Annotated in this window: 15 protein-coding genes; 9 read left to right on the top strand and 6 right to left on the bottom strand. The window is 54.6% G+C overall.

All coding sequences use genetic code 11. The annotated features are described in order from the left end of the window. Window positions 1–9 precede the first annotated feature (9 nt). Window positions 10–1,629, bottom strand: coding sequence for a phosphoenolpyruvate carboxykinase (ATP) (pckA, locus tag AAYN39_RS15220; RefSeq protein ID WP_001265689.1), 1,620 nt, complete (start codon window positions 1,627–1,629; stop codon window positions 10–12). Between the two features lie 379 nt (window positions 1,630–2,008). On the opposite strand from pckA, the gene AAYN39_RS15215 reads away from it, so the two are divergent. Continuing rightward, window positions 2,009–3,718 carry a DUF4153 domain-containing protein gene (locus tag AAYN39_RS15215; protein ID WP_000446446.1) on the top strand — a complete coding sequence of 570 codons (1,710 nt, stop codon included), beginning with the start codon at window positions 2,009–2,011 and terminating at the stop codon, window positions 3,716–3,718. A gap of 110 nt (window positions 3,719–3,828) precedes the next feature. Here the strand turns inward: AAYN39_RS15215 and hslO are convergent, their stop codons facing one another. The 4 genes from hslO to igaA form a co-directional block, all read right to left on the bottom strand. After that, window positions 3,829–4,707: an Hsp33 family molecular chaperone HslO gene (gene hslO / locus AAYN39_RS15210; RefSeq protein WP_001775502.1), complete on the bottom strand. Its 879-nt coding sequence runs from the start codon at window positions 4,705–4,707 to the stop codon at window positions 3,829–3,831. A gap of 24 nt (window positions 4,708–4,731) precedes the next feature. After that, window positions 4,732–5,133, bottom strand: coding sequence for a ribosome-associated heat shock protein Hsp15 (gene hslR, locus AAYN39_RS15205; protein WP_000660720.1), 402 nt, complete (start codon window positions 5,131–5,133; stop codon window positions 4,732–4,734). Window positions 5,134–5,143: 10 nt separating this feature from the next. Then, window positions 5,144–5,812, bottom strand: a complete 669-nt coding sequence (yrfG, locus tag AAYN39_RS15200) for a GMP/IMP nucleotidase (protein WP_001681571.1) — start codon at window positions 5,810–5,812, stop codon at window positions 5,144–5,146. Window positions 5,813–5,876: 64 nt separating this feature from the next. Beyond that, a complete protein-coding gene (igaA, locus tag AAYN39_RS15195) occupies window positions 5,877–8,009 on the bottom strand; it encodes an intracellular growth attenuator protein IgaA (protein WP_000104086.1) in 2,133 nt (710 codons plus the stop codon). 322 nt (window positions 8,010–8,331) lie between these two features. Between igaA and nudE the strand changes: the two genes are divergently transcribed. Beyond that, on the top strand, window positions 8,332–8,895 hold the full coding sequence (gene nudE / locus AAYN39_RS15190) for an ADP compounds hydrolase NudE (RefSeq protein WP_000045725.1): 564 nt from the start codon (window positions 8,332–8,334) through the stop codon (window positions 8,893–8,895). 95 nt (window positions 8,896–8,990) lie between these two features. Here the strand turns inward: nudE and mrcA are convergent, their stop codons facing one another. Beyond that, a complete protein-coding gene (gene mrcA, locus AAYN39_RS15185; RefSeq protein ID WP_000673822.1) occupies window positions 8,991–11,543 on the bottom strand; it encodes a peptidoglycan glycosyltransferase/peptidoglycan DD-transpeptidase MrcA in 2,553 nt (850 codons plus the stop codon). A gap of 120 nt (window positions 11,544–11,663) precedes the next feature. Between mrcA and AAYN39_RS15180 the strand changes: the two genes are divergently transcribed. The 7 genes from AAYN39_RS15180 (at window position 11,664) to aroB (ending at window position 17,114) form a co-directional block, all read left to right on the top strand. Next, window positions 11,664–12,443 carry a hypothetical protein gene (locus AAYN39_RS15180; RefSeq protein WP_000874746.1) on the top strand — a complete coding sequence of 260 codons (780 nt, stop codon included), beginning with the start codon at window positions 11,664–11,666 and terminating at the stop codon, window positions 12,441–12,443. Continuing rightward, entirely contained in the window at window positions 12,443–12,982 is a 540-nt protein-coding gene (locus tag AAYN39_RS15175) for a PilN domain-containing protein (RefSeq protein WP_000951390.1), read from the top strand. Before AAYN39_RS15180 ends, AAYN39_RS15175 begins: the two co-directional genes overlap by 1 nt. After that, window positions 12,966–13,439, top strand: coding sequence for a hypothetical protein (locus tag AAYN39_RS15170; RefSeq protein ID WP_000992480.1), 474 nt, complete (start codon window positions 12,966–12,968; stop codon window positions 13,437–13,439). The genes AAYN39_RS15175 and AAYN39_RS15170 overlap by 17 nt, the downstream gene beginning before the upstream one ends. Further along, window positions 13,429–13,830: a HofP DNA utilization family protein gene (locus AAYN39_RS15165; RefSeq protein WP_000868832.1), complete on the top strand. Its 402-nt coding sequence runs from the start codon at window positions 13,429–13,431 to the stop codon at window positions 13,828–13,830. The genes AAYN39_RS15170 and AAYN39_RS15165 overlap by 11 nt, the downstream gene beginning before the upstream one ends. Further along, window positions 13,745–14,983 carry a DNA uptake porin HofQ gene (hofQ, locus tag AAYN39_RS15160; RefSeq protein ID WP_000832818.1) on the top strand — a complete coding sequence of 413 codons (1,239 nt, stop codon included), beginning with the start codon at window positions 13,745–13,747 and terminating at the stop codon, window positions 14,981–14,983. The genes AAYN39_RS15165 and hofQ overlap by 86 nt, the downstream gene beginning before the upstream one ends. Window positions 14,984–15,447: 464 nt before the next feature. Beyond that, window positions 15,448–15,969 (top strand): shikimate kinase AroK, encoded by a 522-nt coding sequence (aroK, locus tag AAYN39_RS15155; protein ID WP_000818621.1) that lies wholly within the window; start codon window positions 15,448–15,450, stop codon window positions 15,967–15,969. 56 nt (window positions 15,970–16,025) lie between these two features. Continuing rightward, window positions 16,026–17,114, top strand: a complete 1,089-nt coding sequence (gene aroB, locus AAYN39_RS15150) for a 3-dehydroquinate synthase (protein WP_000439825.1) — start codon at window positions 16,026–16,028, stop codon at window positions 17,112–17,114. Window positions 17,115–17,163 lie beyond the last annotated feature (49 nt).

Here is a 17,163-nt window from a genome sequence, read left to right as displayed (position 1 = left end):
GCCTGTTCCTTACAGCTTCGGTCCGGCGCTAACCAGCGCTTCGCCTGCCGGGGTATCCGTATACTTCTCGAAGTTCTCAATGAACAGTTTCGCCAGCGCGGTGGCTTTTTCCTGCCATTGTTCCGGCGACGCGTAGGTGTTACGTGGGTCGAGAATGTGGGTATCCACGCCTGGCAGTTCAGTCGGGATCGCCAGATCGAACAGCGGCAGGCGGAAGGTTTCCGCGTTATCAAGAGAACCGTTCAGAATAGCGTCAATAATCGCGCGCGTATCTTTGATGGAGATACGTTTGCCGGTGCCATTCCAGCCGGTGTTAACCAGATAAGCCTGTGCGCCTGCTGCCTGCATACGTTTCACCAGCACCTCAGCATACTGCGTCGGGTGCAGCGTCAGGAACGCGGCGCCGAAGCAGGCGGAGAAGGTGGGGGTCGGTTCGGTGACGCCGCGTTCGGTGCCGGCCAGTTTAGCGGTGAAACCCGACAGGAAGTGGTACTGCGTCTGGTTAGCGGTTAAACGGGAAACCGGCGGCAACACGCCGAAAGCATCCGCCGTCAGGAAGATAACCTTGGTGGCGTGACCTGCTTTGGATACGGGCTTAACGATGTTATCGATATGATAGATCGGGTAAGAGACGCGGGTGTTTTCGGTTTTGGAACCATCGTCGAAATCTACGGTGCCGTCTTCGCGCACGGTGACGTTTTCCAGTAGCGCATCACGGCGAATCGCATGATAAATTTCTGGCTCCGCTTCTTTCGACAGTTTGATGGTTTTGGCGTAGCAGCCGCCTTCAAAGTTGAACACGCCGTCGTCATCCCAACCGTGCTCATCATCGCCAATCAGACGACGTTTCGGGTCGGTGGACAGAGTGGTTTTTCCGGTACCGGAAAGGCCGAAGAAGACCGCGACATCGCCTTTTTCACCCACGTTGGCGGAACAGTGCATTGAGGCGATACCTTTGAGCGGCAGCAGGTAGTTCATTACCGAGAACATCCCTTTTTTCATTTCGCCGCCGTACCAGGTGCCGCCAATAAGCTGAATACGTTCAGTCAGGTTGAACGCCACGAAGTTTTCCGAGTTCAGCCCTTGCTCTTTCCACTGCGGGTTGGTGCACTTCGCGCCGTTCATGACAATAAAGTCAGGTTTGAAGCCTACCAGCTCTTCGTCCGTTGGGCGAATGAACATATTTTTAACGAAGTGGGCCTGCCAGGCGACTTCCGTAATAAAGCGCACGGAAAGACGCGTATCGGCATTTGCGCCGCAGAACGCATCAACAATGAATAAGCGTTTACCGGAAAGCTGATGCGTCACCAGACCTTTCAGGTGTTGCCAGGTTTCCTGGGAAAGCGGCTTATTATCGTTTTTACCTTTACCCTTATCGGACCACCACAGCGTATCACGCGTGGTGTCGTCGCGAACAATATACTTATCCTTAGGCGAACGACCGGTAAAAATACCGGTATCAACGGCAACAGCGCCCAGGTTAGTTAACACGCCACGCTCATAGCCTTCCAGACCAGGATTAAGTTCTTCCTGATAAAGGGTGTCGTAGCTGGGATTGTAAACGATATCCTGGACGTCGTTGATACCATAAGCCTTGAGATCTTGCGGGGTTAAATTGTTAACGCGCATATCACTGCTCCTTAGCCAATATATATTACCGAAAATAGTAAGGTTTTTTGAGGTTGGTTAACCGCGACAAGGCTCATAGATTTACGTATCTGGACAAAATCACGATTGACGAAAAACACTGTGACTCCTGTCACGCAGCGGCGGTTATTATGGCAGGAAACCTACTTTTGTTGTGGAAAATGTTCTGAAAACGTTAAAAGGAAGTGTTTTTGACCGACATAATGTGACTGTAATCGCATTCATGTAAGAAAGTTACGTAACACCAACATTAACAATATCGATTCACCTCTCTGCGTTTTTTTCTGAATTATGCATGACGACGCCTGGCGGTGAACAGATGGTGCAATAATGCGGCTTTCTCATCATTCTGGATAACGACATGGAAAGTGTAGCGCTTTCACGTACTACTCGCTGGGGTATGTTGCTCACTGGTTTGCTGCAGGGCGTCTTGTGCTACCTGCTGATGGCCTGGCTGGTACCACAAAATAGCGACTGGCTGTTCTATGGTATGCCTGCGACGATAGCGTTGTCGTCAATGCTATTGCTTACCGTGGTCTCTTTTAAACAGCGCGCGCTGTGGGGCTGGCTGGGGCTGATCTTTGTGGTCGTGCTGGCAATGAGCGGCTGGCTGAAATGGCAGGTTGAGGCGGTGGAGAAATGGCGCCTGGCCGAGCTCCTCTGGCTGTATGGTCTCCGGCTTGTGTTGATGGCGATGCTGGTATTACCCTGGATGCAATATCAGTTACATTCGCAAACCGGTTCGGCGCGTTATCCCCAGTTTTATCTGCGGTTATGGCATAACGTACTGACATTGTTTATCGTCCTGGTCGCCAACGGACTGTTCTGGCTGGTGCTTCTGCTCTGGAGCGCGCTATTCAGGCTGGTGGGCATCCGCTTTTTCAGCACCCTTTTCTTTGAAACTGAAGCCTTTATTTATGTGACCATCGGCCTGATTACGGCGCTGGCGGTCATTCTCGCCCGCACGCAGTCGCGCCTTGTGGCGGCGGTGCAAAAGCTGCTGACGCTGATCGCGACGGGTTTACTGCCAGTGGTGTCGCTGCTGGCATTGCTGTTTATTGTGACGTTACCCTTTACCGGACTGGAGGCGATTTCTGCGCGTGTTTCCGCTACGGGGCTGCTATCCACGCTGACGCTGATGCTGCTGCTCCTCGTGGCGATTGTCAACGAACCGCAAAAGCGCGTATTACCCTATCCGCGCGTACTACGCGGCATGATTAGCGCCTCGCTGTGCGTTGCCCCGATATATATGCTGCTGGCGGGCTGGGCGTTATGGGTACGCATTCAGCAATACGGCTGGACGCCGGATCGTCTGTATGGCGCGCTGACGGCGTCTGTCTTGCTGGTATGGTCCTTCGGTTATCTGATCGGTCTGTTACGCCGCGGACGCGACCCTGATGAGTGGCAAGGCAAGGTGATACTGAGCGTCTCTTTGTTGACGCTGGTGATATTGCTGTTGCTGGCCTCGCCTGTACTTGATGTCTGGCGTATTAGCGTCAACAGCCATATGGCGCGTTACCATAGCGGTAAAATTACTGCGGATCAGATCAGCCTGTATATGCTGGATCACAGCGGCAAACCTGGCCAGGAAGCGCTGAAATCGTTGCGGGATGACGAGGCGTTTACGCAGAACAGAAAGCGCAATCGTGAACTGATGACGTTTTTGCAGAGAAATAAGGTCCCTCCGACGGCGGACGATTTAGCGCGGGTGGTGATGATTGCGCCCGGTAGCCAGAAGCCGGATGCCGCATTTTGGGCGTTTGTCAAAGAGCAGAGTTATTCGGACGCTTCCTGCCTTGAACCGGATGCCTGCGTGCTGGTGAGTCAGGATCTTAACGGCGACGGTCAGCCTGAGCAGGTGCTGTATAACTTTATTGTTGCCGAGAGCCAGGTCTACGGCTTAAAAGAGGGGAAATGGACGCAGAAAGCGTTCGCCCGATTGCCGGACGGGTTTTCTAAGACGCAACTGTTGCACGCGATTGCCGGGCATCGGTTAGACTCAGCCCCCAAAGCCTGGCGCGATATCATTGTTGATGGTCAGCGGTTGGATGTGGATTACTACAACGAGTAAGCTTTTTGCCGGATGGCGGCATAAATGCCTTATCCAGCCTACGGAGCGGGATGCTGTAGGCCAGATAAGCGTAGCGCCATCAGGCAATGACGCTGCCGACTACGAGGCGATTAATGAACCTGTGGATCGGCAGGAGAGGCGTTGTTACGGATCTCCGCGATATCCATCGCATTGAACAGGTAATGATTGCCGCAGTAATCGCAGTGCATATCGATTTCGCCTTCTTCCGCCAGAATGCTGTCCACTTCTTCATCCGGCAATGTTTTCAGCGCGCCCGCGCAACGTTCGCGTGAACAGGTGCATTTGAATTCAACCTCTTGCGGATCGTAGAGCGTGACTTCTTCTTCGTGATACAAACGCCACAGCACGTCATTTGCCGGTAATGTCAGCAGCTCTTCGCTTTTAATGGTTTCCGTCAACATGGCCAGATGGTCGAAATCCTCCGCCTGCGCGTTCTGTGCCGGCATCACCTGGAGCAACATTCCACCTGCCGCCGGTTTACCGTCGACATCGCCGGTACGGATAAACAGGCGCGTCGGCAACTGCTCGGAGCGCAGGAAGTAATCTTCCAGGCACGCCGCCAGAGTATCGCCTTCCAGACCCACCACGCCCTGATAGCGTTCACCCTCTTCCGGCGTAATGGTGATCACCAGATAGCCGTTGCCAACCAGCGTTTTGAGATCCGCATTGTCAGGGATATCGCCCTGAACGCGAGCCACGCCGCGCATCTGCTGCTGATTATTGCCATTGATCACCGCCAGGCTTAACGGCCCGTCGCCCTGGAGCTGTACCGTAATGTCACCGGCAAACTTCAGCGTCGCGGTCAGCAGGCTAGTGGCGACCAGCAGTTCGGCCAGTACGGTTTTCACCGACTGCGGATAGTTATGATTGTCGAGGATCTGTTGCAAGGTTTCCGAAACGGTCACCAGCTCGCCGCGAACGGCAAAGTTTTCAAACAGATAACGATGTAATTGGTCATGTTGCGGCATAATCATCTCTCTTGCGGGTGACAGTTATTCGCTGTCGCCGTGTTTAAATCGTAACAGGTCGCGGCGCTCTTTCTTGTCCGGTCGCCTGGCCGGATGCGGCATGGTCAGGGCGTTAAGCTTGCGCGCCTGCGCCATTTTTTCGCGTTTTTCCACGCTTTCCGCCGTCTCTTCATACAGAGCGACGGCTTCGCTGGCCGGACGGCGCTGTTCGGTGATGGCTTTAACGATCACCGTCCGTTCGTCATTTCCCTGACGCAGGGTAAGGGTTGCGTTCAGCTCGACGATTTTGCTCGGCTTACTGCGCTGGCCGTTGTAATGCACCTTACCGCCTTCAATCATCTCGCGGGCCAGCGCGCGGGTTTTATAAAAACGCGCGGCCCACAGCCATTTATCCAGTCTGACCTCAACGGAGGACTTTTCTTTCATGGCGTCTCCTTCACTTCAGCGAGGGGATCAGACGGCGGTAGTCGTTCAGGGACGGATGGCGCGTATAGTGCTTTTCCGCCAGACCGGAATCGGGATTCGTCACGCCAAGACAGTAGCGAATACCAAACCGGGCGGCGGCGTCGAGAATCGGTTCGCTGTCATCGATAAACAGCGTTTTCTCTGCGCTTATTCCCGTTTCCTCAGTGACAGCGCGCCATAACCGCTGATCCTCTTTGGGATAACCAAATGTGTGGGTGGAAAGTAATAAATCAAGGTGTGAGGCCAGACCGGTATGCTCCAGCTTCACCGCCAGGTTATGTGGATGCGCATTGGTGAGCAGAATCCGACGTTTTCCGCTGGCTTTTAACGCATTCAGAAACGGTACGGTATCGTCGCGCAAAACGGCGCGCGGCCCTTGCGCCGTCGTCATGGCGCAAATATCCAGACCCAGACGCTCGCTCCAGTAATCCAGACAGTACCAGTTTAGCGTATGCTGTACGGCATGATACTGCTGGCGAATATATTCCTGCGCGTCCTGCGGCGAAATACCCTGCTGCGCGCCGTAGGTTTCCGGTACCAGCTTTTGCCAGAAATAGTTATCGAACGCGAGATCGAGCAGCGTGCCGTCCATATCCAGCAAAACGGTATCCACGTTTTGCCAGTCAATATCAATATGCATGGGGAACTCCAGGGTAACGCAATTTGCGCGACAGGGTAGCATACCCTGTCGCACGGCGGCGCTATCAGATGAGATTTTCCGGAGAGACGGTTAACCTGGGATTGAGGCAGCTTTCATAGTATTCCTGGATGTCCGCCATACGGGTACGGTGGCGTTGATAACGCCTGAACGCCTGAATGCCGTTGTAGACCGCGCTCACTATCATTGCCAGCATCAGCAGCGTGGTGCCGAGGTAACGCCACCAGCCGGATTTATCGGGGATACGATGCAGGCTGATATGCTGCGTGCCGTTGGCATCGGTATACACGCTGGTGACAATGCCCTCGGCGCTAAATGGCGTCTGCATGAGCGTTTGCGCCAGACGCTGGAAGGCGCTCCACTGTTCCTGCGCGGGATAGTCATACAGCGGCGTTGACGGCCAGGCCTGATCAACCAGTTCGCTGCCTTCATCGCTGGCGATCAGGAATCCGCCGGGAGCGGGGCTATTCAGCGACTGGGCGGCACGCGCGGTCTCGCGAGAAATAAACGGCGCCGTTGAGGTCGTGACCAGATTTTCCAGCGACTCTGCGCTTACGGGGCGTAGCAGCACGTTGACGCCGTCCAGTTTGCCGGCGTTCGCGCGTTTCACCAGCGCGTTCCAGTCCTTACTGTTACCGAGATTAACCAGCGCATTTTTCAGGCGCACGCACTCGTCTTCCGCCGCGCACAAATCAGCGGTTTTCAGAACAATATCGCCAAAGTCATCTAATAATACCATGCCCGATTTTTGGATCGCGGAGCGTAAAGATGCGCTTACGCGCGAGTCGTCTTCGGGTTTTGGATGGAGCTGACGATTTACCGCCTGGCTTAGCGCCATCGCTTTATTCACCAGATCTGATTCCGGCAGCGGTAGCGCAGGCGCGTCATTCCAGATGATTTGCGAGCAATCGAACGGCATAAACGGTGAGTTAGACTGCCCGCTCCAGGTCGCCCCGGAATGAATATTACACATTCCTTTACCGCTCAGGTGCAGCGTATCGCCCACCCGTACGCCAGCCTTTTCAAGCTGTTTTACCGTTGTCGCTTCAATGGTTTGCGCGCCTTTCATCCACGATAGCGTGAACTTGATTGGCATATCCAACGGGATCCAGAACAGCAGCATAAACAACACCAGCAGCGAACCGATAGCAATAACAGTGCTGCGTAACCAGTGCTGCAACGGGAAGTTTTTCACTTCATCATGCAGGGATAAAAAACGGCCCTGGCGGGCGACATGGCGATCAAGGTAAATATCAATATCCGTTTGTTGCCCAAGATCCTGCGTAATGTAAGGTTGCCAGTGGGCAGGGTAAATAAGGTCGATGATGCCCAGGGAAATATTGTTAATCTGCTCCTGATTATTCTCCCCAAACAGTCCCCAGCGGCGGGGCGTTCCCCGCAGACAGTGAATTTCCCGCAGCGCGCTTTTCGACGGCGGCGCAAAAAGCCCCCAAAGTCCGGCTGCCAGCAGCAGGATCGCGCCGCCTATCATCCACGGTACAAAAACGTCTGGCGTTATCAGACAGAAAAAGAATAACAAAAAGGAGGCGACGATTAACAATGCTTCGCGCAAGCCAGCCGGGCGGCTGAGCGCATATTCTTCGTGGGTCTCCTGACGGATGTTCAACAGCTCAATCTGCTCGCTCTCTTCGCCGCGAATCGACGCCTGCGTAGAGGCCGTATTCTGTAGCGCGTAGCCGCGCGACTCCTGCATATACTCTTGCAGCGTATGGCCGTTTAAAGAGATCACCAGCGGCAGCGTATCCGTGAGGATTAGCTCAACGTTGTTTTCATCATTGATGTACTGTTCCCAGAAAGGCGGCAGATGGACTTCGACGGAGTCGAGGTAGTAGCGCCATTTATTAGGATCGTCAGTGGTAATGCCGTAGCGGGTGATGGAGTGGGTCAGTATCACGACACTGTTGCTTTCCGCGTTCAGCGTCAGCGAGATGGGCGCAGCACTGGCGCCTGTCGGCCCCGGAACTTGCTGGATCTGGCTAAGGTTATCGAGATAGTTTTCTACCGCGCTGCGCTCTTCGGGCAACAGTTTACGCGTTTGCGCGTCCTGAAAGGCGCTGAACCACGGTAAGCTCCCTCGTCTGGACTTTACCCGGAACCGCCATATTGCCAGTAGAGAGCAGGCCAGCAAAGCAGCTATAAAAATCAGAATGGTGCTCATGCTTTCCCCATCTTACTAAGTCTGTCAGGCGTGGTCAGTCGCACCCTGTCCAATAAACATTTTTCTGTGGTTGGCTATCGGCAAGCGTGGAGTTGAACTTGAGCATTGTAAAGCGCATCCCAGTGAAGGCAAATCATAGCAATACCACCAAAAACGGAATATCAGCAAATTCCTGGAGTTATTTCAACCTATTGACTTTTAATTTGAAATAAGAATTAATTTTTATTACGTTACATAAATGTAAATAAACGGCAATTCGCATTGCCGAAACCGTGCGGTATGTCGCACAATGACCACAGATTACACTGCAAAGATTCTCACAATGAGCAAATCATTACAAAAACCCACCATTCTGAAAGTGGAAACCGTCGCACAATCCCGACTGTTTAACGTAGAAAGCGTGGATCTGGAGTTCAGCAACGGCGTGCGTCGCGTGTATGAACGTATGCGACCATCAACCCGTGAGGCGGTAATGATTGTGCCGATCGTTGATGAGCATCTGATTCTTATTCGTGAGTATGCGGTGGGAACCGAATCCTATGAGCTGGGCTTCTCGAAAGGATTGATCGACCCGGGCGAGACCGTTTTTGAAGCGGCGAACCGGGAGCTCAAAGAAGAGGTCGGGTTTGGCGCGCATAACCTGACCTTCTTAAAAAAACTCAGCATGGCGCCCTCTTATTTTTCCAGCAAAATGAATATCGTGGTGGCGGAAGATCTCTATCCGGAGTCGCTGGAAGGCGACGAGCCTGAGCCATTGCCGCAGGTACGCTGGCCGCTGGCGCATTTAATGGATCTGCTGGAAGACCCCGATTTTAACGAGGCCCGCAACGTCAGCGCGCTGTTTCTGGTACGCGAGTGGTTGAAAGCGCAGGGCCGAATTGCCTGATGGCGCGGCGTTGATCAAGCCAACGGAAAGTTTGTCTCCCCGTTCGCCGTCATCCGCTAAACACAATAAAAAAGGCGCCGGAGCGCCTTTTTTGATCAGAACAGTTCGTGTGTTTCACCATTATCAATAATGGTGGTTCCCACCTCGTGTACCGCCTGTTGTGTCGGCTGCGTGCCTTCGATGAAATACTCTTCACGGCTGTTACCGCCGCTCGCCAGTTGTCCGGTACTGCGGTCGATATTCACCGTGACGATGCCCGGCGGCGGCGTTAGCGGCTGTTCCGGCACGCCTTCCAGCACGGCTTTCATATAGGCGTCCCATGCAGGTTGCGCGCTCTTCGCGCCGCCCTCATAGCCGGAGATTTGATCTTTGATCGCGCCGGAAGCGGTGGTGCGGCCTAAATCACGGCGGTGATCGTCAAAGCCGATCCATACGGAAGTGACGACGCCAGGACCATAGCCGGAGAACCATGCGTCTTTCGAGCTGTTGGTCGTACCGGTTTTGCCGCCGATATCGCGACGTTTAAGGTCGCGCGCCGCACGCCAGCCGGTACCCATCCAGCCGGGTTCGCCGAAGATATTGGTGTTCAGCGCGCTTTTGATCAGAAACGCCAGCGGCGTATTGATCACATGCGGCGCGTACTCCTGCGTGCCGTTTTGCGCGACCAGCGCCTGGTTTGCCTGTTCCAGCTCAGGCATCGGTACGGCGCTGTTTTGCTGCTCTTGCGAAACCGCGACCTCTTCCACATTGGTGTTTTCCAGCACGTCGGATTTCTGCGTATTGCCGTAAATGACCGGGATATCGCACTCCGTGCAGGCGATTTTCGGTTTCGCTTCGAAGATCACGCCGCCCTGATCGTTCTCAATCTTGCTGATGAAATACGGGTCGATCAGGAAACCGCCGTTCGCCATCACCGCATAACCGCGCGCAACCTGCATCGGCGTGAAGGAGGCGGAGCCCAGCGCCAGCGATTCGGTATGCACGATATTCTGCGCCGGGAAGCCGAAGCGTTGCAGATACTCCGCCGCATAGTCGACGCCCATGGCGCGCATGGCGCGTACCATCACCACGTTTTTCGACTGCCCCAGCCCCTGGCGTAAACGAATCGGTCCGGCGTACTGCGGCGGAGAGTTTTTCGGACGCCAGTCTGAACCGGCCCCGGCGTCCCAGCGGGAAATCGGCACATCGTTGAGCATACTGGCGAGCGTCAGGCCTTTATCCATTGCGGCGGTGTAGAGGAACGGTTTGATGTTCGACCCCACCTGACGCAAAGCTTGCGTCGCGCGGTTAAATTTACTCTGATTAAAATCGAAACCGCCGACCAGCGCCAGTACCGCGCCAGTTTGCGGGTTAAGCGAAACCAGCGCGGAGTTCACTTCCGGTACCTGCGCCAGCCACCAGTCGTTATCCACCTGACGAACCCAGATTTGCTGACCTGTCTGGACGACATCGGTAACTTTACGCGGCGTCGGCCCCTGCTGTGTATCCGAGCGGTAAGGCCGCGCCCAACGCATTCCTTCCATATGTAGCGAAACGGACGTACCGTCGGCAAGCGCAGCGGTCGCCTCTTGCGGATTAGCGCTGGTGACCACGGCGGGAAGCAGCGGTCCGTAGGTCGGCAACGCTTTCAACGTATCGGTAATTTTTTTACTGTCCCACGCCGTTTCGCCCACTTTCCATAGCACATTCGCCGGGCCGCTATAACCGTGGCGCATGTCATAGTCCAGCACGTTATTACGCACCGCCTGTTGCGCGGCCTGCTGCACTTTGCGGGTGATGGTCGTGTAAATACGATAACCATCTTCATAGGCGCTTTCGCCATAACGGTTATACATTTCCTGGCGCACCATTTCCGACAGATAAGGCGCGGAGAAGGCGATTTCCGGCGCGTGATAATTTGCGTCGATAGGTTCGCTACGGGCCTGATCGTACTGCGCCTGAGTGATATATCCCTCGCTTAACATTCGTGAGAGCACTACGTTACGGCGCGCCACCGCCCGATCCATCGAGTAGAGCGGGTTAAAGGTAGAAGGCGCTTTAGGTAGCCCGGCGATAACCGCCATTTCGCTTAAACTAAGCTGGTCGACCGTCTTACCAAAGTAGACCTGTGCCGCCGCGCCAACGCCATAGGCGCGGTAGCCGAGATAGATCTTGTTCAGATAGAGTTCGAGGATCTCATTTTTATTCAGCAACTGCTCAATACGAATCGCCAGAAACGCTTCCTTGATCTTGCGCATCAGCGTGCGTTCGGGGCTAAGGAAGAAGTTTCGCGCCAGTTGCTGGGTAATGGTACTTGCTCCCTGCGATGCGTGACCGGAGAAGAGCGCGACGCTGGCCGCACGGAAAATACCTACCGGGTCAATACCGTGATGCTCATAAAAGCGGCTATCTTCGGTGGCGATAAAGGCGTTGATCATTTCCGGCGGAATTTGATCGAGCGTAACGGGAATACGGCGTTTTTCGCCATATTGCGCGATAAGTTCGCCATCCGCGCTGTAAACCTGCATCGGAATTTGTAAACGCACATCTTTCAATGTCGCGACGTCAGGTAGCTGCGGCTCAATATAGCGATAAAGGCCATAAATCGAGCCTGCTCCCAGCAGGATGCAACATACTGCAAGGATCAATAAATACTTTACGAACTTCACTGGAGATTTCCCATTTAGTGTCATTTGGGCAGTTTATAAACAAACGCGCGGTAGTATAAAGGCAAGCCAGACGCATTGATATACCCGTTAACGCGACGGGTGATAAGGAGATCGACCGTTATGGCTTTTAAAACCTGGCAAATAGGATTGCATATTCAGCAGCATGAAGCGCTGGCCATCGCCGTTATTCGCGGCGCATCGGGCTGGTCCCTGCAACGTTGGTGGCGACTGCCGCTGATGAACGCCTCCACGGCAGAGGGTACGATTCCTGACCCGCAATCGCTGGCTCACGTACTGCGACCCTGGAGCCGCGAGCTGCCGCTACGTCACCGTATTTATCTCTCTTTTCCCGCAAATCGGACATTGCAACGCGCTTTTCCACATCCGCCGATGCGTCTGCGGGAACGTGAGCAAGTCGCATGGCTTTCACAAACGATGGCGCGTGAGCTGGATATGGATCCGGACTTATTGCGTTTCGACTTTCAGGACGATGCGCTGAGCCCCGCGTTCAACGTTACCGCCGTGCAAAGCAAAGAAATTTCAGAGCTGTTAACGCTGGCGCAAACGCTCAATGTACGCATCGCTGCTGTAACGCCCGATGCCTGCGCGTTACAGCGCTTGCTGCCGTTTATACCTTCGGGGCGGCAATGTCTGGTCTGGCGCGATGAAAGCCAGTGGCTGTGGGCGACGCGCTATGCGTGGGGGCGTAAATCGGCGCGAGAGGCGATGACGCTGCATGACCTTGCCGCGACGTTATCCGTCGTGCCGGAACATATTTCGTTATGCGCCGAAGGCGAATTCGACCCCTGGCGCGCCGTTACCGTCCGCCAACCGCCGGTTCCGCCGGACGGTTATCGCTTTGCGATTGCGCTGGGTTTAGCCATGGGGGAGATACGCTGATGGCGCATTCTGTCAATTTGCTTCCCTGGCGGCGCCAACATTATGTAGCGCGTCTGCGGCTGTGGTGCGTGGTATGGGGCGCGTCCCTGCTGCTGATAGCAAGCCTCGCGACGATCGCCCGGTTGGTTTTTTGGCAGGAGGGGAGGATTAATGAACTGCTACTGACGGCGGAAAACGGACGCACGACGGCGCTTGCGGCGAACATACCGCAGTTGCAGCAGCGTCAGCGACAGCAACAGGCGCGATTACAACGTCAGGCGCAGCGTGAACTGACGCAAGCCTGGCAATCTATCTTGACTGACCTTGCCAACCTGTTGCCAGAGCAGGCATGGCTGACAAGCCTCAATTATCAGCAAGAGACGCTAGAGCTGGAAGGGCTGGCGAGAACGTTTGACGCCCTGCTCACGCTTGAGACATCACTTCGTCACTATGTCAGTTTTCCGCTAAACCGCACGGGCGCCACGCGGCAGGATGCGCAAGGGCGCTGGCAGTTCCATTATCAGTTAACGAGGAGCGCCGCCCGTGAACGCGCTCTTTGATATCTGGTACGGGATGTCGCGCCGTGGTCGGGTTTTTTGTTGGTGTGCAGGCGTGCTGTGCCTGACGCTGACGGTCGCGTTATCTGTGGGCTATCCCGGCTGGAAGACGCTGGATACGCAACATGCGCGGTTAAGCCAGCAGCGCGAGGCCGCCCGGCAACAGTGGCGTCATCTGCGCCGTCTGAGCGTCGCGGCTGAACCGCTTTTCGGGCGTACCATCGAAAATCCGCGTCCTTTTTCGCCGTTAGATTTCCAGGCGCCTCCCTTGCGTTTGCTGCACTGGCAGCCATCGGCGCAGGGGGGAGAAATGGCGCTGAAAACGTCCTGGGATGCGGTGCCGTCGCTGTTTGTCCGGTTGGCCGAAAGCGAGATGAGCGTAAGTCGGTTTTCATTGCGTAGGGAGGGGGCGGAATTATTGATAACGCTGCAACTGGAGCGACTGGCGAATGAAGGTTAGCCGCGGTGTATTGCTCTGTTTTTGTTTGCTGACGTTGACGGGAATGCGCGATCCCTTCCGCCCGCCGGAAGATCGCTGCCGGATAGCGGAACTCTCGCAGTGGCGATATCAGGGCGCGGTGCGTAAAGGCGAGCGATGGACAGGCATTCTTAAAGACAGCCAGCAAAAATGGCGGCGAGTGGAAGAAGGGCAGACGCTGGAAAACGGTTGGACGATTGTCCGCCTGACGGCGGAAGCCTTAACGTTAACGACCGGTAAAAATTGTGCGCCGCCGCAGTGGCGGTGGTTACGTCAGGGAGCGGACAATGAAGCGATGGATAGCCATAATACTGATAGTCTTGATGCCCGCCGCGCAGGCGGGAAAAGCGGCGAAAGTGACGCTGGTGGTTGATGACGTTCCTGTGGTGCAGGTTTTGCAGGCTTTAGCCGAACAGGAGCGGCAGAATCTGGTGGTGTCGCCGGACGTCAGCGGGACATTATCGCTACATCTGACGGATGTGCCGTGGAAACAGGCGCTTCAGACGGTGGTCAATAGCGCGGGGCTGGTGCTGCGTCAGGAGGGGAATATTCTCCATGTTCATTCACAGGCCTGGCAGAAAGAACACAGTGCGCGGCAGGATGCCGAGCGGTTAAGGCTTCAGGCTAATTTACCGCTGGAAAACCGCAGCATTAGCCTGCAATACGCCGATGCCGGCGAACTGGCGAAAGCGGGCGAGAAACTCCTGAGCGCGAAGGGAACCATCATGGTAGATAAGCGCACCAACCGCCTGCTGTTGCGCGATAACCGCGCGGCCCTGGCGGAGCTGGAAAAATGGGTATCGCAAATGGATCTGCCGGTGGCGCAGGTGGAGCTGGCGGCGCATATCGTCACCATTAACGAAAAGAGTCTACGGGAACTGGGCGTAAAGTGGACGCTGGCTGACGCGACGCAAGCGGGCGCGGTGGGTGACGTGACGACGCTTTCCAGTGATTTATCCGTCGCCGCCGCCACCTCACGCGTCGGGTTTAACATCGGGCGCATTAACGGACGCCTGCTGGATTTAGAGCTGTCAGCGCTGGAACAAAAGCAGCAGTTGGATATTATCGCCAGCCCCCGGCTGCTGGCTTCGCATCTACAGCCAGCCAGTATCAAGCAAGGCAGCGAAATTCCTTATCAGGTTTCCAGCGGCGAAAGCGGCGCGACCTCCGTGGAATTTAAAGAAGCGGTACTGGGAATGGAGGTGACGCCCACCGTTTTGCAAAAAGGGCGCATCCGCCTGAAGTTACATATCAGCCAGAATGTTCCCGGTCAGGTACTACAACAGGCTGACGGCGAAGTGCTGGCGATAGATAAACAGGAAATTGAAACGCAGGTAGAGGTAAAAAGCGGCGAGACGCTGGCGCTGGGCGGCATTTTTTCGCGAAAAAATAAATCGGGTAGCGATAGCGTGCCGCTGTTGGGGGATATTCCCTGGCTTGGTCAGCTCTTCCGCCATGACGGCAAAGAGGACGAGCGACGCGAATTAGTGGTGTTTATCACCCCCAGACTGGTGGCGACAGAATAATTTATGCATAAAAAAGCGCTGTTTTTGCACTGAACGCATCTGCGGGATTTGACGTGCGGATGTATTTAGCATACAAGGAGTACCGATTTGAGAGTCGTGCTTTTCGTTGCTTACGCATTGATTAATGCGCTTTGCCTTGCCGAAGGTGTGCATAAGACCGATGATAAACGGCTGAATGTCCGCTGATGCAGACGTATTGGTTCTGCGGATTGCGCACAATTGTTTGAAAGTAGAGCAATTTGTAGGCCGGATATGTTGTTCTGGTCGCCATTCGGCAACGCTAACTCGGGTTTTGCAACAATCAGGCTTGGTGATTTATTCAGTTGCCAAACCCGCTTGAGTATTGAGATAATTTTCAGTCTGACTCTCGCAATATCTTATGAGGTTTCAGTTCATGTCCTGCTGCGCTGGGTGTCTGTGAAGCGGGTTTACCATTAACGAATAGTCTTAGTAGTACCGAAAAAATGGCAGAGAAACGCAATATCTTTCTGGTTGGGCCTATGGGTGCCGGAAAAAGCACTATTGGGCGCCAGTTAGCTCAACAACTCAATATGGAATTTTACGATTCTGATCAAGAGATTGAGAAACGAACCGGAGCTGATGTGGGCTGGGTCTTCGATGTTGAAGGTGAAGACGGCTTCCGTAATCGTGAAGAAAAAGTTATCAACGAATTGACGGAAAAACAGGGTATTGTGCTGGCAACCGGCGGTGGCTCTGTAAAATCGCGTGAAACGCGTAACCGTCTCTCCGCGCGTGGCGTCGTGGTCTACCTTGAAACGACCATCGAAAAACAACTGGCGCGCACGCAGCGTGATAAAAAACGCCCGCTGTTGCAGGTTGAAGCACCGCCTCGCGAAGTTCTGGAAGCGCTGGCTAACGAACGCAATCCGCTGTACGAAGAGATTGCCGACGTCACCATTCGCACCGACGATCAAAGCGCTAAGGTTGTGGCAAACCAGATTATTCATATGCTGGAAAGCAACTAATTCAAGCAGAATACGCTGGGTAAGCGGGCACAAGTAACTAAGGTGGATGTCGCGTCATGGAGAGGATTACAGTCACTCTCGGGGAACGTAGTTACCCGATCACCATCGCGGCTGGTTTGTTTAACGAACCAGCTTCATTCTTGCCGCTGAAATCAGGCGATCAGGTCATGTTAGTGACCAACGAAACCCTGGCGCCGCTTTATCTGGACAAGGTTCGCGGCGTACTCGAACGGGCGGGCGTTAACGTAGACAGCGTGATTCTTCCTGACGGCGAGCAGTATAAGAGCCTGACGGTGCTGGATACGGTGTTTACGGCGTTACTGAAAAAACCGCATGGTCGTGATACCACGCTGGTCGCGCTTGGCGGCGGCGTGATTGGCGATCTTACCGGTTTTGCGGCGGCCAGCTACCAGCGAGGCGTTCGTTTCATCCAGGTGCCAACTACCTTACTGTCGCAGGTTGATTCTTCCGTGGGCGGGAAGACCGCCGTCAACCATCCCCTTGGCAAAAACATGATTGGCGCGTTTTACCAACCCGCTTCTGTGGTTGTCGATCTTGATTGCCTGAAAACGCTTCCCGCACGCGAACTGGCATCGGGACTGGCAGAGGTGATCAAATACGGCATTATACTCGACGCAGACTTCTTCACCTGGCTTGAGGGTAATCTGGATGCGCTATTGCGTCTGGACGGCCCGGCGATGGCGTACTGTATTCGTCGTTGTTGCGAGCTGAAAGCCGAAGTTGTTGCCGCCGACGAGCGTGAAGCGGGCTTACGTGCTTTACTGAATCTTGGGCATACCTTTGGCCACGCCATTGAAGCGGAAATGGGATATGGCAATTGGTTACATGGTGAAGCCGTTGCCGCAGGTATAGTGATGGCTGCGCGCGCATCCGAGCGTTTGGGGCAGTTCAGTTCTGCTGATACGCAGCGCATCATCGCGCTACTCGAACGGGCCGGGTTGCCAGTCAATGGCCCTTGCGAGATGTCCGCGCAGGACTATTTGCCGCACATGCTGCGAGATAAAAAAGTGTTAGCGGGGGAGCTGCGTTTAGTGCTTCCGCTGACCATAGGGAAAAGTGAAGTGCGCGGCGGAGTGTCGCACGAAGTCGTTCTTAGCGCGATTGCTGACTGTCAGCAGGCGTAACAACAAGAAAGGTCAGACTGATATTGCGTAGCTGTCAGTCTTTTAGCTT

It is taken from the genome of Salmonella sp. K21076, assembly GCF_039650795.1.
GTDB lineage: Bacteria > Pseudomonadota > Gammaproteobacteria > Enterobacterales > Enterobacteriaceae > Salmonella > Salmonella enterica.
Note: the sequence above shows the minus strand (reverse complement) of the source record. Positions and strands in the feature narration are given on the sequence as shown.